The 18,405-nt window shown below is 67.8% G+C and carries 16 protein-coding genes; 9 read left to right on the top strand and 7 right to left on the bottom strand.

All coding sequences use genetic code 11. The features are described 5' to 3' along the window. Positions 1-83 precede the first annotated feature (83 nt). Positions 84-791 (top strand): siderophore-interacting protein, encoded by a 708-nt coding sequence (locus tag ACWESM_RS15130; protein ID WP_452492216.1) that lies wholly within the window; start codon positions 84-86, stop codon positions 789-791. Positions 792-1,013: 222 nt separating this feature from the next. Here ACWESM_RS15130 and ACWESM_RS15125 read toward each other — a convergent pair whose 3' ends face one another. Together ACWESM_RS15125 and ACWESM_RS15120 are read right to left on the bottom strand one after the other, a co-directional pair. Next, positions 1,014-2,750, bottom strand: a complete 1,737-nt coding sequence (locus ACWESM_RS15125) for an ABC transporter ATP-binding protein (protein ID WP_356964841.1) — start codon at positions 2,748-2,750, stop codon at positions 1,014-1,016. After that, positions 2,747-4,606, bottom strand: a complete 1,860-nt coding sequence (locus tag ACWESM_RS15120; protein ID WP_452492214.1) for an ABC transporter ATP-binding protein — start codon at positions 4,604-4,606, stop codon at positions 2,747-2,749. The genes ACWESM_RS15125 and ACWESM_RS15120 overlap by 4 nt, the downstream gene beginning before the upstream one ends. A 400-nt stretch (positions 4,607-5,006) precedes the next feature. On the opposite strand from ACWESM_RS15120, the gene ACWESM_RS15115 reads away from it, so the two are divergent. The 6 genes from ACWESM_RS15115 to ACWESM_RS15090 all read left to right on the top strand — a co-directional run bounded on the left by ACWESM_RS15115 (position 5,007) and on the right by ACWESM_RS15090 (position 11,682). Then, the gene (locus ACWESM_RS15115; protein ID WP_397277023.1) at positions 5,007-5,201 is read left to right on the top strand and encodes a hypothetical protein; all 195 of its coding nucleotides are present in this window, start codon (positions 5,007-5,009) and stop codon (positions 5,199-5,201) included. Positions 5,202-5,274: 73 nt separating this feature from the next. Beyond that, positions 5,275-5,727: a TIGR03667 family PPOX class F420-dependent oxidoreductase gene (locus ACWESM_RS15110; RefSeq protein ID WP_364430699.1), complete on the top strand. Its 453-nt coding sequence runs from the start codon at positions 5,275-5,277 to the stop codon at positions 5,725-5,727. Between the two features lie 5 nt (positions 5,728-5,732). After that, positions 5,733-6,314 (top strand): putative glycolipid-binding domain-containing protein, encoded by a 582-nt coding sequence (locus ACWESM_RS15105; RefSeq protein ID WP_364430696.1) that lies wholly within the window; start codon positions 5,733-5,735, stop codon positions 6,312-6,314. 180 nt (positions 6,315-6,494) lie between these two features. Continuing rightward, positions 6,495-7,424: an RluA family pseudouridine synthase gene (locus ACWESM_RS15100; protein ID WP_452492211.1), complete on the top strand. Its 930-nt coding sequence runs from the start codon at positions 6,495-6,497 to the stop codon at positions 7,422-7,424. 218 nt (positions 7,425-7,642) lie between these two features. Beyond that, positions 7,643-8,383: a CPBP family intramembrane glutamic endopeptidase gene (locus tag ACWESM_RS15095; RefSeq protein ID WP_364430690.1), complete on the top strand. Its 741-nt coding sequence runs from the start codon at positions 7,643-7,645 to the stop codon at positions 8,381-8,383. Positions 8,384-8,973: 590 nt separating this feature from the next. After that, positions 8,974-11,682, top strand: coding sequence for a hypothetical protein (locus tag ACWESM_RS15090; protein ID WP_452492209.1), 2,709 nt, complete (start codon positions 8,974-8,976; stop codon positions 11,680-11,682). A 129-nt stretch (positions 11,683-11,811) separates the two neighbouring features. Here ACWESM_RS15090 and ACWESM_RS15085 read toward each other — a convergent pair whose 3' ends face one another. Beyond that, positions 11,812-12,453: a TetR/AcrR family transcriptional regulator gene (locus tag ACWESM_RS15085; protein ID WP_356964854.1), complete on the bottom strand. Its 642-nt coding sequence runs from the start codon at positions 12,451-12,453 to the stop codon at positions 11,812-11,814. Between the two features lie 71 nt (positions 12,454-12,524). Here ACWESM_RS15085 and ACWESM_RS15080 point away from each other — a divergent pair, with 71 nt between their 5' ends. Then, positions 12,525-12,869, top strand: a complete 345-nt coding sequence (locus ACWESM_RS15080; RefSeq protein WP_452492207.1) for an FAD-dependent oxidoreductase — start codon at positions 12,525-12,527, stop codon at positions 12,867-12,869. A 207-nt stretch (positions 12,870-13,076) separates the two neighbouring features. Here the strand turns inward: ACWESM_RS15080 and ACWESM_RS15075 are convergent, their stop codons facing one another. Continuing rightward, positions 13,077-13,241: a hypothetical protein gene (locus ACWESM_RS15075; protein ID WP_452492205.1), complete on the bottom strand. Its 165-nt coding sequence runs from the start codon at positions 13,239-13,241 to the stop codon at positions 13,077-13,079. A gap of 142 nt (positions 13,242-13,383) precedes the next feature. Between ACWESM_RS15075 and ACWESM_RS15070 the strand changes: the two genes are divergently transcribed. Further along, on the top strand, positions 13,384-14,571 hold the full coding sequence (locus tag ACWESM_RS15070; protein WP_452492203.1) for a helix-turn-helix domain-containing protein: 1,188 nt from the start codon (positions 13,384-13,386) through the stop codon (positions 14,569-14,571). Positions 14,572-14,991: 420 nt separating this feature from the next. On the opposite strand, the gene ACWESM_RS15065 is transcribed toward ACWESM_RS15070, so the two are convergent. From ACWESM_RS15065 to ACWESM_RS15055, 3 genes are all read right to left on the bottom strand, one after another. Next, positions 14,992-17,142, bottom strand: coding sequence for an MMPL family transporter (locus ACWESM_RS15065; RefSeq protein WP_452492202.1), 2,151 nt, complete (start codon positions 17,140-17,142; stop codon positions 14,992-14,994). Between the two features lie 42 nt (positions 17,143-17,184). Continuing rightward, positions 17,185-17,664 carry an EXLDI protein gene (locus ACWESM_RS15060; RefSeq protein WP_364430669.1) on the bottom strand — a complete coding sequence of 160 codons (480 nt, stop codon included), beginning with the start codon at positions 17,662-17,664 and terminating at the stop codon, positions 17,185-17,187. Positions 17,665-17,863: 199 nt separating this feature from the next. Continuing rightward, the gene (locus tag ACWESM_RS15055) at positions 17,864-18,322 is read right to left on the bottom strand and encodes an NUDIX domain-containing protein (RefSeq protein ID WP_397277202.1); all 459 of its coding nucleotides are present in this window, start codon (positions 18,320-18,322) and stop codon (positions 17,864-17,866) included. Positions 18,323-18,405: the final 83 nt, after the last annotated feature.

Here is an 18,405-nt window from a genome sequence, read left to right as displayed (position 1 = left end):
CCTCCGGACACGGTCGCCGTCGAATGTCGCGTGGTGCGTACCCACCGCGCGACATTCGACTTTCGTTAGGCTAACCTTAGTTCATGGGCAAAGGTTTGAACGGTCTGATGGTCAAGGCGTGGGGCGGCAACGACTACCGGCTGACCGTCACCTCGACCGAATACGTCACGGACAAATACGTGCGACTCGGCTTCTCCGCGGGCGGTCTGCTCGCCGATCATCCGGTACACCCCACGCAGTGGATCCGTGGCTGGTTCCCTGACGGCGACATCGGCAAGCTGCAACAGCGCGGCTACACCCTGGTCGACCCCGACCCGGACGGCGACCGTTTCTCGATCGAGTTCGCGCTCCACGACGGGCCCGCCGCCCGATGGGCGCAGAACGCCTCGGTCGGTGACGAACTCGACGCGTCGGTGCTCGGCTCGAACTTCCAGCTGCCGGAATCCGCGCCCGGCGAATACCTCATCTTCGGCGACACCGCCTCACTGCCCGCGATCAACTCGCTGTTCGACGCCATCGGCGACACCCCGGCACGGGTCTGGCTGGAATGGCAGTACGAATCCGACACCACGATTCCGCTGCGCAACAAGCCGCACCACCAAGTGACCTGGGTGCAACGGATCGATGACGGCAGATTGCTGCGGGAAGCGGCCCAAGAACTCACCTGCCCGGCCGACGCCTTCGCCTGGGTCGCCTGCGATGGGCACACCACCCGCTCGATCGTGAAGAGCTTCAAGGCGATTCACAACCTGCCCAAGACCGCGATCAAATCGCAGGCCTACTGGAAGTAGGTCTTTCACTGCTCCCACGCCGCACCCGTATTCGCGCGGTGCGGCGTTTCCGGTATCGACAACGTCCCGATCGAAAACGGCGACTACAGCCGATTCGTCGGCTCCCGCTTCCGGCGGGACCGAGGTCATCGCCCGCGCCTGGCCGAACCACTCGCACGAACGGATCACCGTGGGCGCCGTTTGTTCTCGGCGTCCACGGTGACCGGCTCGACGTGCGAGCCGCTAGGTGGCGACCGGCTCCAGATGCCAGCCCGACGCGCGAGATCGCTCGTTCCAGAACGCGGCGTATCGGCCGTTCAGCGCGAGCAGTTCGGCGTGCGTGCCGCGCTCCACGATCCGCCCGCCGTCCACGAACAGGATCTGATCGGCGTGGGCGATGGTGGCCAGCCGGTGCGCGACCACGATCACCGTCTTGTCCTTGGTGATCTCGTGCATCCCGCGCACCACGACCGCTTCACTGTGCGGATCGAGCGCGCTGGTCACCTCGTCGAGCAGCACGATCGGCGCGTCCTTCAGCAATGCCCTGGCGATCGAGACCCGCTGCCGCTCACCGCCGGACAGCGCCGCGCCGCCCTCACCGACCCGAGTGTCGAAACCGTCCGGGAGCCGGTCGACGATCTCGTCGACGCGCGCCGCGGCCGCCGCGCGACGCACCTCGTCGTCACCGGCATCCGGCCTGCCGATCCGGATGTTGTCCGCGACCGACTGGTCGAACAGGTAGACGTTCTGGAAGACCAGCGACAACTGACTCAGCAGCGTCGCCGACGGCTGATCGCGCACGTCGTGCCCGCCCACCACGACCCGGCCCGAATCCGCGTCGTAGAACCGCGCGGCCAGCCGCAGCAATGTCGTCTTACCCGCACCGCTCGGCCCGACGATGGCCGTCGTGGTGCCCGCGGGCACGCTGAACGTCACGCCCGACAGCACCGGCTCACCGGGACGGTATCCGAAACTCACGTCGTCGAAGACCACCGACGGCGCTTGCGGGGTGACGGCCGTTTCCGCCTCAGGGAGCACCGGTTCGTCGAGCAGCTCGCTGATCCGGTCCGCGGCCGCACCCGCCGAACGCAGCGCGGTGCCCAGCTGCGCGGCTTGGTTGAGCGGTTCGATGAATCGCGAGCTCACCGCGATCAGCGCGATCGCGGCGGCGGCCGAGATGGCGCCGTCGGTCACCCGCGCCACCGCGACGTACACCAGAACCAGGAACACGGCCTGCACGAACAGCGCGAACAGGATCAGGCCCGGCACGCTGGCGAACACCATGCGCGATCCGGCCGAGCGCTGCCCGGCCAACGCCGCGTCGAGCGCGCGGTTGCCCGATCCCACCGCGCCGAACGCCCGCAGCACCGGCTGCGCCTGGGCGAATTCGATGACGCGCGAATCGGCTTCGGCCGCCGCCGCGTGCATCCGCTGGTCCGCGCTGGTGTACGCGCGATCGGCCAGCCGGTTCACCAGGTAGAGCACTGGCGCGGCGAGCAGCATCGCCAGCGCGATACGCCAGTCGACCGCCAGCATGCCGACCGCGACCGCGAGCGGCACGATGACGCCGCTGAAGATCCTGGCCAGCAGATAGGCGACCAAGCCTTGCAGCTCCCGCACGTTGTCGACCATGACCCGCCCGAGCGGCCCGGCGTCATGGGTCTCGAACCAGCCGAGCGGCAGTGCGTTCAGGTGGTCGCCGAGCCGGGTCTGCAATCCGCGCTGCATGCCGATGCCGACGCGCAGGCCGATCGCCGCCTGCAGGTAGCCGAAAACCACCACGCCCGCGACGGCGGCGAACATGCCGAGCGCCCAGAGCCACGCGCGGCCGAGGTCGTCGTCGAAAAGCGCCGTAAGCACCGGCACCAGCAGCAGGTACGCCACGGCCTGGCTGAGGGCCTGCGCGACTATGGCGGCGAACAGTTTCGGTGTCAGATGGGCGAATTCGCCCGGAACCAGCTCCAGCACCTTGCGAATCATCGGACACCCTCCACACTGTCGACGAGCGCCAGATCGCCGAGCGCCGCCTCGTTGATCTCCCATAGCCGCTGGTAGGCGCCGCCCGCGGTGACGAGACTCGCGTGATCACCCTGCTCGACCAGTCGTCCCCGCTCGAGCACCAGGATTCGATCCACCGAGGTGATGGTGTGCAACCGGTGCGCGATGACCAGGACCGTGCGCCCCGCGACCAGTACGGCCAGCGCGTCCTGCACGGCCGCTTCGGATTCCGGGTCCGCGAAGGCGGTCGCTTCGTCGAGCACGAGGACCGGGGTGTCCGCGAGCAGGGCGCGCGCTATCGAGAGCCGTTGCGCCTCGCCGCCGGAGAGCATCGCGTCGATGCCGAGTTCCGAGTCGTAACCACGCGGCAGCGCCATGATGCGATCGTGGATCTGCGCGGCGCGGGCGGCCCGCTCGACCGCGGCGTCGTCGGCGTCGGGCCGGGCCAGGCGCAGGTTCTCCCTGATACTGCCGCGGATCAGCCGCACATCCTGGAAGACGAACCCGACGGTGCGGTAGAGCTCGTCGCTCGGAAAGTCACGGATGTCGCGGTCGCCGATGGTGATCCGGCCCGAACCCACGTCGTAGAACCGCGGCAGCAATTTGGCCAGTGTCGATTTGCCCGATCCGCTCGGGCCCACCAGGGCCGTGATCGTGCCGGGGGCGAGCTCGAGATCGATACCTCGCAGCACGTCGTGGCCGGAACGATAGCCGAAGTCGACACCTTCGAATCGGACCAGACCGGCGGGCGCGGATTCGGCTTCCGCCACGGCGGAGGTCGGCGCACGGCCACTCAATTCGGGAGTCCGTTGCAGGTCGTGCAGGCGTTGCGCCGCCACCGCGGCGGCCCGCAGCGCCTGCGCGCCATAGCCGAGACTCAGCAATGAACTGCCCAGGCCGAGGCCGACCAGCAGGAACGGCAGCACGTCCAGCGGCTCCACCCAGTCCAGGCCCACCGCGGCCAGTCCCGCGACGACCACCACCAGCATCACGAACACCGGGGTGACGACGATGTCGGAGGCCGCCTGCACCTTGATGATCGGCGTCTTCAGCCGGTCCACGCTGCGGGCTTGGTGTTCGACGGCGTCCTGGAAGACGCTGTGCGCCTTGCCCGCCTGACCGAACGCGCGCACCACCTGAATGCCGTCGACGAACTCGATGGCGGCTTGCTTGGTGGCCTGCTCGGAGCGGGTGTAGACCACGAAGCGGTCCCGTCCGTCCCGGTCCATCATCCGGCTGTAGAGCACGGCGTACGCCAGGACCGGCACCAGCAGCACCAAGGCCAGCCGCCATTCGACGGTGAGCAGATAGCCGAACGTGATCAGCGGAACGGTGACGGCGCCGACGAACTCGAGGCGGGCGTGCGCCACCAGGTAGTGCAATGCCTCCACATCGTCCTGGAGATACTTCTTCACCTCGCCGGAGGTCCGCTCGCCGAACCAGCCCAGCGGCACCCGGGTCAGCTTGGCCGCCAGCGCCCGGCGCACGGCGAGCTGATATCCGGCGTCGACCAGGTGCGTCCAGGTCAACGCCGCGGCCTGGAGCAGCGCGCGGACCACCAGGACCAGCACCGCGATCGTCAGCTGACGCCACACCCGGTCGGTGTCCACCTGATCCTGGAGCAGTTCGCGGCAGGCCGCCACGATCAGCACGAAGGGCACGACCGCGCACGCCGACGCGACGGCCATGACGATGCTCGCGACGGTCAACGGGCCGCGCACGGGCGCGAGGATCTCCTTGCGCGCCTGGGCCTCCTGCTGCTTGCGTTCTTTCAGCACCGCCCTCGGCGGCCGGTTCCCCGTCTGCGCCGCAGGCAGCGGCGCGACCTCTACCGTCATCTGACCTCGTCTCTCGCGGCATCCATCACCGGAATCGCCTCATCCTCACACAGAAGCGCCCAGCAAGAAAGGTTAGCCTAAGTTATCTTTGCCCTCCCGGCGCCGAGGGAGCTTCGCGGGCGGTCCATCGACCCGCGAGTACGGAGGCGGTCGTCCGGCACGGCACGGGTCGCCCGCTTCGCCGCCGAGACCACGCGTCCTGGGCGGTCCCCGCCTACCGGCCGTTGTCTTTCGTGACTTATTTCGTCAATGTGCGAAAACTGCTGCGAACTCGCTGTTTTCGAACTGGCGACGCGCTCGGGAAGCCTCCGTGAACGAACCCGCATCCCGGTCCGATAGCCCGCGTGCATCGCTAACTTCGAATGCGAGCGAAACCGCCGCACCCGCAGGAGGATCGAATATGTTTGGCACGGAGATGTTTTCGGTTCTGTCGAATTGCGCCAGGGATCCCGGCGAACTCACCGCGGGCCAAGCGCACCACGCCATGCAAGTGCACCTGGATTGCAGCGTCGAAATATGCCGGGTCCGGCGGCGCGCCCGCAGGACATTGGTCGAAGCCCGGCTGATGGTGCTGGACGAACGGGCTACGCCGTGACAGGAGCACCGGTCTCGTGGCTCCCGCCGCGACGACGCGGAATCGTCACGGCGGCCGGGGTGTTGTCCTTGCCATGACCGCAACGGCATCCGATCGTTCCGCCACCCCTGTCGTCGACACCGAGACCGAATTCGGCGCCAAAGTCGCCGAACGCCTGAACCGCGAGTCCATCCTCTGGCTGACCACCGTCGGGCCCACCGGAACACCGCAGCCCAACCCCGTCTGGTTCCAGTGGCGCGACGGCGAGTTCCTGATCTTCAGCAAGCCAGGCCAACCGAAGGTGCGCAACATCCAGCGCAATCCCCGGGTCGCGCTGAACCTCAACAGCACCGCGTCCGGCGGCGACGTGGTGGTACTCACCGGCACGGCGCGGGTGGTCGAGCAACGGCCCGGTTCGACGGAGATCGACGCCTTCACCACGAAGTACGCCGACGGCCTTCGCTCGATCGGCCTGACCGACGAGCAGTTCTACGCCGAGTACTCCGTCGTGCTGCGCATCACGCCCGACCGGCTGCGCGGATTCTGAACCCGATGCAGTTCGCGCCGCCGCCGCCCACCGCCGCGTGGCGTCATCGCACCGCCCGCGAGGGGTTCGAGGTGGCGTATTTCCGGGTCACCGAGCAGGGCGTGCTGATCGACGGCTGCACGACAGCGGTCGAGGACGGCACGGCCTGGGTGGTGGACTACCGGATCGCGCTGGACACCGAATGGCGCACGCGCCGGGCCCAGGTGGCCGTGCGCAAACCAGGCGGCTGGAACACGCTGGTGCTGGAGTCCGACGGCGCGGGGTCCTGGCTGCTGGACGGCATGCCCGCGCCCCTGCTCGACGGCTGTCTGGACGTGGACCTGGAGTCCTCCGCGCTGACCAACGCGCTCCCCGTGCACCGGTCCGCGCAAGAGATCGGCGACGGCGCGGACGCGCCCGCGGCCTACGTTTACGCCTCCGGCGCCGCGGTGGCCCGGTTGGAGCAGCGCTACGTCCGCGTCGCCGACGGCTCGCACGGACCGCGGTTCCAGTACTCCGCCCCGGAGTTCGACTTCGCCTGCACGCTGGACTACGACAAGTCGGGCTTGGTGCTCGATTACCCGGGCATCGCGATCCGCGCCCACTGAACCCGCGACCTCGGACCTCAGGCCTGCGGTCGGGCGTACCTCCGCCTTCGCTCCGGCCATGCGCGGGCTGAGGACGGACTACCTCCGGCTGCACCTATCAGGCGTACCTCCGCCTTCGCTCCGGCCATGCGCGGGCTGAGGACGGACTACGTCCGGCTGTACCTATTAGGGTCGGTATCGATGAGAAGGCGGCAACAACCGCCGTTGCCGAAACGGCACGGCTTGGACCCGGCCCGGTTGCGACTACCGGAGCAGGGGCATTGGGCGACCATCCGGGACCATCTGGTGGAGCGCCTGCCCCGGGTCTCCCCGGCGCGCATCGATGAACTGCTGCACGCGGGCGGCATCGTCGACCTGGACGGGCCGATCGCTCCGGACGCACCGTTCGTGCCCGGCGGCGCGGTCTGGTTCCATCGCGATCTGCCCGAGGAGACGGTGGTGCCGTTCGACATCCCCGTCGTGCATCGCGACGACGACCTGCTGGTGGTGGACAAACCGCACTTCCTGGCCACGATCCCGCGCGGTCAGCACATCCTGCAGACCGCGCTGGTGCGGCTGCGCCGAGAGCTGGACCTCCCCGATCTGGTCCCGGCGCATCGGCTCGACCGCGTCACGGCGGGCCTGGTGCTTTTCGTGATCAACCCGGCTCGCCGCGGCGCGTACCAGACCATGTTCCACAAGCGCACCGTGCGCAAAGAGTACGAGGCGATCGCCCCGTTCGATCCCGCCCTCACGCTGCCCCGCGTGGTGCGCAGCCGGATCGTCAAGGAGAAGCAGGTGCTCGCGGCCCAGGAGGTCCCGGGCGAACCCAACGCGGAAACCGAGATCGAACTGCTCGAGCACCGCGACGGCCTCGGCCGCTACCGGCTGCGCCCGCACACCGGCCGGACCCACCAGTTGCGCCTGCATATGAACAGCCTCGGCGTCCCCATCCTCGGCGACGACTTCTACCCGGTGCTCACCGACAAGCCGGTCGACGACTTCACCAGGCCGCTGCAACTGCTGGCCGCCGCACTCGAGTTCACCGATCCGGTCACCCACGAGCCGCGCCGTTTCGAGACCAGCCGCACGCTGCAGGCCTGGACCGACCCGCACGGGTGGGCCGGCTGACACCGCGGTCAGCGCCCGCATCGAGCAGCGTCGCCACGACACGATCACCCGGCCGAGCGCCGCGCCATGCCTTCGCACACGGTTCCGCGACACCCGCCTCGCCTTCCGTACACACGGCGGGGGCCCCGTTCGACTCCGACGGCGGCGAAAAGTGATCGATCCGGCAATAAAGCCCGCATCCGTGGTGAACGTGTTCTCGTTCCGTAGACTCGGTCGAGATGTCTGAACCGGACCTAGCAGCACCGACCCGCCCACGCCACAAAGTGCACGCCTACGTCGACGTCGCCGTGGTGGTGATCGTCCTGGCGGGCACCAATCTCATCGCACATTTCACCACCGCGTGGGCGAGCATCGTGACGGTGCCGGTCTCGGCGCTCGCGCTGCTCGCACTGGTCCGCAGGCGTGGTCTCGGCTGGTCGGAACTGGGCCTTTCGCCCCGGCACTGGCGGCGCGGTTCGCTCTACGCGCTCGGCGCGGTGGCGTTGGTCCTCGCGGTCGTCGGGATGGGGGCGGCACTACCGCTCACGCGGCCGTTCTTCCTGGCCGAACGCTATGCGACCATCTCCGGCGCGTTGATCGCCTCCATGATCGTCATCCCGTTGCAGACCGTGATCCCCGAGGAACTGGCCTTCCGTGGCGTGCTGCACGGCACACTCGACCGCGCGTACGGTGCGCGCGGCGTCTTCGCGGCGGGCTCCCTGCTGTTCGGCCTCTGGCACATCGCGTCGTCCCTCGGTCTCACCTCCGGCAATCGCGGCTTGAGCGCATTCGTCGGCGGCGGCGTGACCGGCCAGATCGTCGGCATCCTGCTCGCCGTTCTCGCGACGGCCGCGGCGGGCGTGGTGTTCACCTGGCTGCGCCACCGCAGCGGCAGCCTGCTCGCCCCGATAGCCCTGCACTGGTCGGTCAACGGCGCGGGAGCCCTGGCCGCCGCCATCGTCTGGCACACGCTGAATTAGTTCCAGCGCATGCGGCGCTGGGTGTTCACGGCCCCTTATGGCCGCGAACGGCGCATGCTCGGTCTCACTTCGCTCGAAAGACGTAGTCGGGGTGCGCTGGGCGCGTCGGTATGGAATCTCGCTACAAGATGCGCGCGGTTTGTCGCGGCTGACAGTTCGCTCCGTGACCGAGACCGCAGCAGCCGGGTCAGCATCCGACCCGACTCGACGCTGTCGCTTTCTTCGTTATGCATGCGGCGCCCGTGTGAACTCGAGCCGTGCCGCGGCGGCTGCCCGTCTCCTTCGCTCGACAGTCGCTGGTTTCGGCCAAGCCATGGGCGGGCGGCATCCCGGAACCGAGAAATTCGCGCGATAGCCATGCGCACATTCGAACTGAGTTTCGACACGCGGAGAGCGTCGATAAAAGTGCCGCTCATCCGGATATTCGGGCCAAACCGCGAATTTCGGCAGCTCGGCGTGTCGCCCTCAGGCGGGCGCGCATCGCATTGACCACGGGCAGAGGTCGGTTTAATCTCACTCCGATCACACATATGTTCGAGCGATCATGTCTCCACCACTCGACATGAGACCTGCTCTTGGGAAGGCTCGCGATGCCCGACGAATCCTCGAACGATAGTTCCGAGATTGCCGCGCTGGCACAGCAAGTCGAGACCGCGCGCGGCAAACTGCCCCTGCAGCTCGATCCGGCGCTGCTGGAGGTGCTGTCCGAACGCGAGATCGCCGCGGAGCGCGAGCTGGCGGAATGGATTCGCGCGCGCCGGCGCGAGCAGCGGCGACGGGCCATCGAGGCGGAACTGGCCACCGAACGGCGCGACCGGAAGTCGTCCGCGGCGTTGCGCCGCTCGGAGGAGGCCGACGCCCGCTGGCATCGGCGCGCACTGGCGGCGCGGCGTCGGGCGTCGAGCCAGGACGCGCGCCTGGCGCAGCTCTACCGGCGGGCGGAGTGGTCGTCGCGCGCCTTGATCGCCGTCGTCGTGCTCGGCATGGTGTGGGCCGGTGTCAACGTGCAGCACAATCTGGTGCCCAGCGGCGACATGGCCGATCCGCTGTACTGGTTGAGCTACGGCATCGAGGCGATGATCTCGATCCCGATCATCACCATCATGGTGGCGGCGACGACCGCGGCGCGATGGGGCCGGGAGCTGGCGCGCGGCAAGGTGATCTTCTTCGAGGCGGCGCTGCTCGGCACGACCGTCGCACTGAACACGGGACCGCATCTCGCCGCCGGCGACCTCGGCCGCGCCGCCGAATACGCGATCGCTCCGGTGATGGTCGGCGTCGTCATCTGGTTGCACGCCTGGGTTTCCGCGCGGTACGCGGTGCTGATCGACGGCGCGCCGGTGATCGATCCCGACCCGCGAACGATCCGTCTCGATGCGCGACTCGCCACGGGCATGCAGGCGGAAGCGAGTAGTCGCCCCTCGCTCGACGCAGCGGCGAACAGCGGCCGATTTCCCTGGGAAACCTATGCAGGCGTGACCGGTGGCCGCGAGGCGCACCACGACGCGAATCACGGAGCGCAAACCGATCATCGGGGCGGTGCCGACCTCCATCACGCCGGGAGTGAAGCCTCGACCCACCACGCTGTCCCGACCGAAATGACGGGCACTCGTCCCGCAGGACGCCCCGACGAGTTCAGCTCGGCCGCACCGGTCATGCCTGTCCCGGCACGCGTCGATCCCGCAAAGTCGGCGACCAATGGTCACGCGGTCGGATCGCGGGTCAACGGCCACCCCATCACTGTCGACCGCGTCGGGTCCACCGCGGCGGCCCCTGGCAACGGCGAAGTGCGCGAGGGCTTCAGCACTTCGGGCCTCGCCGATACTCGCACGGCCAACGGTCACGCGGTCGATACGCCGATCAACGGCCACCCCGTCGACGGTGCCCCACTCGCGGGTGCGAATCCTGTGCACAGCGAAGTGGGCGAGAACTTCACTACCTCGGGTTCCGCCGACGAGCGCCCGGCCAACGGCCACGCGACCGATACCGGCATGAACGGTGTCGCACTCCCGCACACGACGAACGGCCACCCCGTCGAGCCCACCGTCAATGGCCACACCCGCGGCGACCTGTCCGTGAACGGCCACGTCCTGCCGATCGACGGCAAGGCCGGCCGGACACCTATCAACGGGAACGGGCACCCGCGCATCAACGGACATACCTTGCGCCCGGCCACCAACGGTCACACGGTGCCGACCCCCGCTGAGGGCACTGAACGGCACCCGCGAGTCAATGGAAAGACCTTCCGCCCTGGCACCGACGATGACACCACCGAGTTCCCGGCGACCGGAGACGCTCGAGTCAACGGGCACGACACTGTTACAACCGCCAATGGTCACGCCGCCGGGACGCCCACAGGCATCAACGCGCACGCGCTTCCGGTCCACCGGCACACCGCCCCCGCCACTGAAGACCACACGGACACCCTCGCTCCCCATGGAAGCCCGGTTCCGTCTGCCACCAACGGCCGCGAGTTGACGACTTCCCCGACACATCCGGATTCATCTGCCGCCCAGCATGTCTCGCAAGTCCAGTCGGACGGACGTTCGACCCGGTCGGCCGATCCCGAAGCAGCGCAGCCTTCACCGGCCGACTTCGAGCACGGAACGCCGAGCCGAGTGCGAACGCATGCGTCCGATATCGGTGAACCGCGCCCAGAACCCGCGCAACGTGCACAACAGATTTCGCTGGACGGACTCGAGTTCGACGCGCGTCCCTCCACTCAGACGAACAGCGCGACGCCGCCACTTCCGCCCGCCGGTCGAGGCGAACGCTCGGCCGACCGCGTGCATCGAGGAGACGACGCCGCCCGGCGTCCCGGCTCCACCGAACCGATGCACACACAGTCCCCCGCAATCGCCGACACCGCCGCACAGGTGCACCCCAACGCCACCGCCCCGCGCGCGGCGAAACGCGGAAAGTCGATGTCCGCAGAGCAGAACGACCACTCCGCCGACGCGGAGAGCGAACAACTGGCCCTCGAGGAAACCCCCGAGCTTTCGCCCCTCCCCATCGCACCGATGCCGATCCTCGAGGACGACGACGAGGACGACGAATTCCCCACCGAGCCGGAGGAAGCCGACACCGACGACGACGAAATCTCCGCGATCGCACGAGCCATCACCGACCGCCACCTGTCCGACCTCCCGATCGAGGAGGTCAGAGAGATCCTGACCCTCGCCGATCAGGGCGGCTCGACCCCTGCCATCGCGAACGAACTCGGCGTCCCCCGCTCCGCGGTCACCCGCGTCCTGGACTCCGCCATCAAAGTCCACCGCCCCTACGCGACCATCGGCTGAGCACCGCCGCTCCGAGCGGCTAACGATGGCGCAAAAGCTGGGAAGGCAGGCGCGCCACCATCGAGACGCGGACAGGTCGGCGTGATCGGCCAACGGGTGCAGCGATGAAATCGGCCCGGGCGTCCTCGGTCAACTCGAGATGCGGGCTTCGATGCCGTCGAGCAGGAAGTCGAGGCCCATGCGGAAGGTTTGGTCGGCGTCGAGGTGGGCGGCGTCGCGTACGACCGTCTCCAGCGCGGGGAATCGGCCGGTCGCGAAGGCTCGCTCCAGATAGGGGCCGAAGGCGATCTGCCACTGGTGCTCGTCCATCCCGGTGGCCCGCTCGGCGCGCCGGTCGGCGATCTCCCGGCGCACCGCGCCGATCACGTACGCGTTGACCGCGGCGACCACCGGCATGGCCATGTCCACGTCGACGCCGCCCAGTGCCGCCAGCACGGCCTCCCCTCTGGCCATCGCGTGCGGCCCGAGCTGCGGCCGCCCACCGAGCAGGTCGGCGAACCATTCGTGCTGGTGAGCTGCTTGCCGGGTGGTTTCGGCAAGGGAGCGCAGCACCTCCCGCCAACCGTCTCCGGCCGGCTGGATCTCGGCGTAGACCGCGTCGACCATCAAGTCGAGCAACTCGTCCTTGGTGGCGATGTAGCCGTACAGCCGCATCGGCCCGACGTCCAGCGCGGCGGCGACCTTGCGCAGCGACACCGCCGCCAAGCCGTCCGCGTCGGCCAGCCGGATCGCCGCTCGCACGATCCGCTCCCGGCTCAACGGAGCCGGCACCGGTCGATTCGGTGGCTCCGGTCGCTCCCACACCAACATGCCGCTGACACTACATCGCATGGTTCGATACAGTGTATTGGATCGCGGCCTGCGATGACACCGTCGTACCGCGGTCGATCACCAGTCTCCCGATCGGCCTGACCTGGCCGTCGAGGCCGGACGTCACGCTGCTCGGCGACGCCGCGCGCCTGATGCCGCCGGTGGGCGAGGGCGCCAACATGGCGCTGCTCAACGGCGCCGTGCTCGGCCTCGCACTGGCCGCGCACTCGGACGACTTTCCCTCCGCCGTAAAAGAATACGAACGCGAGATGTTCGAACACACCAGCGCCGCCGCCGGGATGTCCGCACGGATACAGGAACTCCTGACATCGCCGGACGCCAGCCGGAGAATGCTCGAATTCTTCCAACCGGGCTGAAGGTATCCGAATACGGCGCTCATGGTTTCCGCCATTCGTCCGGCGCGCGGCGCACGCCGCGCTCGCTTAGGTAGCGCTCAGCGGACACCCTACGCGGGCATGGCGGTTCACAGTTCTGGTGGATCTTCATCAGGCCACGCGCGTGTTTCTCGTCCGCGGGCAGGTTGCCGTCCTCACAGTAGTCCTGCACCCAGGAACCCCGAGTCGTCATCGCTGCTCGCCCTCCAGCCGCGCGAAGATCTCACGTGCCGGTACGGATTCGTCCGGTTCGTCGCCGAGATCGAGTAGCCAGGGCAGCACCCAGAACACGAGAATCAGCAATCCGCCGACAGCGGCTATGACGATCAGGACAGTTGCGAGTTCTGCGGTCATTCGGTGACCTTTCGGCACGTCGTGGGTGGTTGGTTGGCACCCGGCGCCGGGGATTCAGGACTCGACCCGACGCCGGGGCCTGCGGATACTTTGCCCTCGATGAACTCATGCGAAGCGGCACATCGTGTGTCACCGTGGAGGTATGGACGATGCCGGGATCGGGGAACGCACCGCCAGGGCGCGCAAGCTCACCCGGCTCACACAGCAACAGCTCGCGCAGAAGGCGAACGTGTCGGTGTCGCTGTTGCGCAAGGTCGAGCGAGGCGCACGCCCAGCCTCGCCCGCGTTCATCGCGGCCGTGGCCGGGGCACTCAGGGTCGACATCGAGGATCTGACCGGGCAGCCCTACATCCCGGCGCGCGACGATGCCGGAGCGCATGCCACCATCCGCGAGCTGCGCCGAAAAATTCTGGCGTTCAACGACGAACCACTGAATGCGCCGACCACCCTGGAACAGCTGACCACGGCACTGCATCGGGTACAGGCGAGCAGACGACGCGGCCGGTACGGCGACCACACCGCCGAACTGCCGGACGTAATACACGGTTTGCACGCGCTTGCCGCTGACGAGCCATCCGGGCACCGTTTGGAGAGGATCTATTCGACGCTCGCCTACGCATACAACAGTGCGTCATCGATCGCCTACCGCTACGGCTACCTCGACCTCGCCGGACTGGCCGCCGAACGATGCGTGTGGGCCGCCGAACGCAGCGCTGACCCCGTGTGGCCGATCGCGGCGGAATACCATCGCGCGCTGATCCTGCTGTACTCCGGCGCGTATGCCGGTGGACTGCGGATCATCGAGCGCGCACACGCAGCCAGTGAGCAACTACCTGCGACGCCGGAAGTCCTCGCGGTCCGGGGCGCGTTGCACCTGCGGGCGTCGATACTGTCTGCCCGTGCGCTCGACGCCGACACCGCCGACACGCATCTTCGAGAAGCGCGCCGGATCGGCGAGACCATCAACTCCGACCGGTATCAGGAGTACGGAACCGGGTTCCATCTGCCGAACGTCGCTATTCACTCCGTCGCCGTCCCGGTCGAGTTGTCCGATGGCACAACCGCCGTCGCACGCGCCGAGCAGATTCGGCTACCGGCATCGGTCACGCCATCCCGCGCTGGACATCACTGGATCGACGTATCCCGCGCGTGGTTGCTCCACGGCGACAAGCAGCGTGCCCTCGCCAGTCTCGACCAGGCGCGCCGGATCGCACCGGAGCTGACACGCAACCACCCCCAGGTCCATGAGACCGTCCGCGTACTCGCCAATGCCCGGCGCGGAACCGACTCCCTGGCCCGGTTCGCGAAGTGGGCCAACGTCAAGATTTGAGTCTCGTACGAAACCATAGCCACGGCCGACCACGCGACGTAGTGCGGTTGGTCAGCGGCCGAGGCGCGGGCGGCGGCCGAGCAGGAACGTGAGGCCGCTCTCAGAGCCCTGGACGCGGCCGCGGGACGCGCGGCGTTCAGAGAGCTGGACGAGAAGGGGCGTCGTCGGAGGTGGCGAGACTCCTGCGGGTGATGCGGCCGCATCACCCGTGAGCGGCGGTTATTCGGCCGCCTTGGCATGAGTATCGAGCGTTGCGGCACCGGACAAGGTCTGGACCGCACGCACGGACTTTCCCGCGCCCGGTGACCGTCCGGTCACGACGTGCGTTCTTTGTGCGGAAAAGGCTGTGCGCCCGATGAATCGGGCGCACAGCTCTATTCCGGTTCACTCATCCGCGGTGTCCGCGAGTTCCGGTCCCGCTCAGCTCTCGCCGACCGAAGTGCCGACGACCTCGCGAGACTCCGGTCCAGAGCCCTCGGGCTTCTCGTCCCCATGCCCCGGCCACCACGCCTTGTGCCCGATGAGCGCCGTGAGCGCGGGCGTGAAGAACATCGCCATGACGAAAGCCGCGATCGCGATGCCCACCGAGATGGCGAAGCCCATCTGTGCGAGAACGTTGTTGCCCGCCAGCATCATCGATGCGAAGGTGCCTGCCAGGATCACCCCGGCCGCCGCGATGGTGGGGCCGGTGTGCCGCACGGCCAGCGCTGCGGCCTGTTTCGGTTCGTTGCCCTCGCGCGCTTCTTCCCGCAACCGGGCGACCATGAGGATGTTGTAGTCGGTCCCCAGCGCGACCACGAACAGGTACATGATCACCGGCAGCGTGAAGATCAGACCGGTCTCACCCCGGAAGTGCTGGAACACCAGCACCGCGGCACCGAGCGTGGCGGCGAAGCCGAGGAACACCGAGGCCATCAGGTACCACGGCGCGACCAGGCTACGCAGCAGCAACCCGAGCACGATCATGATCAGGATCGCCGCCACCGGGAACACGATCGCGTAGTCACGCGCCATCGCTTCCTGGAAGTCGACGAAGACCGAGGTGAGACCACCGACGGCGGCGGTGGCACCGGCGGGCGCCGCGGAATGCGCGACATCGCGCAACGGTCCCTTGACGGTGTCCAGCGCGGCGTCCGACTCCGGCGCGGCAGAGAGCGTCACCGCGAAGTCGGCGATCGACTTGTCCGCGGACAACTTCGGCTCCGCCACCTGTCCCACTCCCGGCACCGCGGCCAGCGCGGCGCGGTAGGCGGCGAGTTGATCGACAGCCAATTCACCACCGCCGGACCGCAACAGGACGTCCGAAGGCTGGGTCGTCCCCGCGGGCAGGCCCTTGACCAATTCCTTGCTGTAGACAACCGATTCGGAGGCCTCCGAAGTTTGCCCCGAGCTGAGGTCGAACGTGGGGTGGAAACCCAAGGCGAAGATCCCGAGCACGACCAGCAAACCGCCGGAGACCGCGGCGAACACAGCGGGCCGCCGGCCGAGCGCATTGCCGATCGCGGTGAATCGCGCACCCTTCGGTTCGATGCGCCACGCCTTGGACGGCCAGAACACCTTGGTGCCCAGCAGCGAGACCACCGCAGGCACCAGCGTCAGCCCCGCCGCCAGCGCGACCGCCACCGCGATCGCCAGCGCCGGGCCCATGGCGCGGAACATGCCGAGCGTGGACAGCACCAGTGCCATGAACGCGATGATCACCGCGCCCGCCGCGGACGTGATCGCCTCACCCACCCGGGTGACGGCGTTGACCATGGCGGTCTTCGAATCCTCGCCCGCGCGCAGCCGCTCGCGGTAGCGGAACATCAGGAACAGGATGTAGTCGGTGCCGACACCGAACAGCACCACCACCAGAATGGCATTGATCGATGCGTCGATCTGCAGGTCGAAGGCCTTGGCCACCACGGCGATCAACCCACTCACCATGCTGGAGATCGCGCCGATCACGACGATCGGCAGCAATGCGATCACCGGGCTGCGGAAGATGACCAGCAACAGCACCAGGATCAGCACGACGGTGGCGATACCGACGATGGCCAGCCCCTTGTCGCCCGATTCCCGCTGATCCAGCACCTGCGCCGCCTGGCCGGTGATGCCCGCCTTCAGCTCGGTGTTCGGGACGCGCGCGGTCAGCTCCTTGCGCAGCGCCTTGACCGCGTCGCCTTGGGTGGTGTCGTTCGGATTCGTCACCTTCGTCATCTGCACCGCGATGATCTGGACCAGGCGGTTCTCCGACGGCGGCGTCGGTTGCATCCCGATGACGTCCTTGACCTGCGCGTCGCGCAGCTCATTGCCGATCGAGACGACCGAAGCGGCGTCCGCACCGGTCAACGGCGTGCCGTCCTTCCGGGCGAACACGATGATCGCCGCGGGAGCGGCGCTGTCCGGGAAAGCCTTCTGCTGCAACTCCAATGCCTGAATGGACTCGTAATGCGAAGGCAGGAAAGCTGATTGGTCGGTAGTGGATTTCAGTTCCGGCGCCGCGGCCACCACCGCGATGGCGAGCAGCACCCACAGGCCGATCACCTTCCACGGATTGTGGACGACCACGGCCCCCAGTCGTGCGAACATCTGCGAATAGATCCTTTCCGGATGTGGAAAAGCGGCGGTATCTCAGATCTGCAGGTCCTGCGAGTTCGGGTGCTCGGCCACGTCGACGACAGTCCGGTAGATGTGCTCCGGAATCCGGCCCCGCAACTCGGCGGGCGAGTCCACGATCTCCACCGTGTAGTCACCCCATTCGCGCTCGCCACTGCCGGGCCGCAGCAGCTCGCGCCAGTTCTTCCATTCGGTCCAGTCGATCGCGACGGACATTTCGCGCCAGTCCGATTCCCTGCGGTGCACCACGAATTTGCCTTTCCGGCTCACGTAGACCCGCACGACGTTCATCCCGACCTTGCCGTATTCGCGGGATTCGCCGAGCAGTCTGCCGAAGAACCGCTGCTGACGCCCGCCGCCCGGACCCACGCGCAACACGATTTGGCGCAGGTCGTCCACGTCGCCCGGCTCGGCCGATTCCTTCACGATGGTGACGCCGCAGGCCTGCTCCTCGACAGTGTCCACGCCGCTCAGGTTGTTCGGATCAGTGGTCATGATTTCCCCGTTTCATAGATCAGTGCGCATGCAGGCATGCGTCTACCGTCGACCGGCCCACCCCGAATCCGCCTCTACCGGTGCGGATTCGATGTTCCCAGAAAGCCCGGGCCGTCGTCTCACTATAAGTAGATGTATACGTATAGCGCAAGACCCGCGCGACCGCCGGTCCGACCTGGCGCTGCGCGCCTTCGCTCAGCTAATCGATCTGCCCGACCGGATATCCGTGTTCGAGATACCGGGGACAGCCGTCGATGTATGCCAGGTGTGCTTGCCGCAGACGCCGAGCCAGACGCGGCAACACGTAGTCATGAACGCCGGCGACCGAGACCCACCGCCAGGCATCGAGTTCCGACTCCTGCAATCGGAGGACCCGCTCATCGTCGCCGAGTGCACCGCAGTCGAATATGTACAGGACCTTGTCCCCCTCACCAGGGCTCGGCGCCCAGTCGTGCACCAGCAGCCGATGAACGGAACGGCCGATCCCGAGCTCCTCCAAGAGTTCTCGCCGACAAGCCGCAGCGGGCGCCTCCCCCGGCTCCACATACCCACCCGGTAGATCCCACCCATTGCCATACGTCTTGTGCACGAGCAACACGTCATCGCCGCGCACGAACAACGCTCCCGCGGCCAACCGAGCTCGCCCGACCTCCACCACCCTACTCAACCACGGCAGTCCTCGATCACGGTTCATTCCGAGCCTGCGCCCGGTCCACCTTGCCGTGCCAGCTGGGATATGGC

It is taken from the genome of Nocardia sp. NPDC003999 (assembly GCF_053604885.1).
The sequence above is the reverse complement of the archived record's forward strand: the minus strand, read 5'-3'. Positions and strand labels throughout refer to the sequence as shown.

Coding starts and splice junctions, on each gene's coding strand:
- ACWESM_RS15130 (WP_452492216.1), top strand. CDS start 84: ATGGGCAAAGGTTTGAACGGTCTGATGGTCAAGGCGTGGGGCGGCAAC.
- ACWESM_RS15105 (WP_364430696.1), top strand. CDS start 5,733: ATGCAGTTCGCGCCGCCGCCGCCCACCGCCGCGTGGCGTCATCGCACC.
- ACWESM_RS15090 (WP_452492209.1), top strand. CDS start 8,974: ATGCCCGACGAATCCTCGAACGATAGTTCCGAGATTGCCGCGCTGGCA.
- ACWESM_RS15075 (WP_452492205.1), bottom strand. CDS start 13,241: ATGACCGCAGAACTCGCAACTGTCCTGATCGTCATAGCCGCTGTCGGC.
- ACWESM_RS15070 (WP_452492203.1), top strand. CDS start 13,384: ATGGACGATGCCGGGATCGGGGAACGCACCGCCAGGGCGCGCAAGCTC.
- ACWESM_RS15060 (WP_364430669.1), bottom strand. CDS start 17,664: ATGACCACTGATCCGAACAACCTGAGCGGCGTGGACACTGTCGAGGAG.
- ACWESM_RS15120 (WP_452492214.1), bottom strand. CDS start 4,606: ATGACGGTAGAGGTCGCGCCGCTGCCTGCGGCGCAGACGGGGAACCGG.
- ACWESM_RS15100 (WP_452492211.1), top strand. CDS start 6,495: ATGAGAAGGCGGCAACAACCGCCGTTGCCGAAACGGCACGGCTTGGAC.
- ACWESM_RS15095 (WP_364430690.1), top strand. CDS start 7,643: ATGTCTGAACCGGACCTAGCAGCACCGACCCGCCCACGCCACAAAGTG.
- ACWESM_RS15110 (WP_364430699.1), top strand. CDS start 5,275: ATGACCGCAACGGCATCCGATCGTTCCGCCACCCCTGTCGTCGACACC.
- ACWESM_RS15125 (WP_356964841.1), bottom strand. CDS start 2,750: ATGATTCGCAAGGTGCTGGAGCTGGTTCCGGGCGAATTCGCCCATCTG.
- ACWESM_RS15115 (WP_397277023.1), top strand. CDS start 5,007: ATGTTTGGCACGGAGATGTTTTCGGTTCTGTCGAATTGCGCCAGGGAT.
- ACWESM_RS15065 (WP_452492202.1), bottom strand. CDS start 17,142: ATGTTCGCACGACTGGGGGCCGTGGTCGTCCACAATCCGTGGAAGGTG.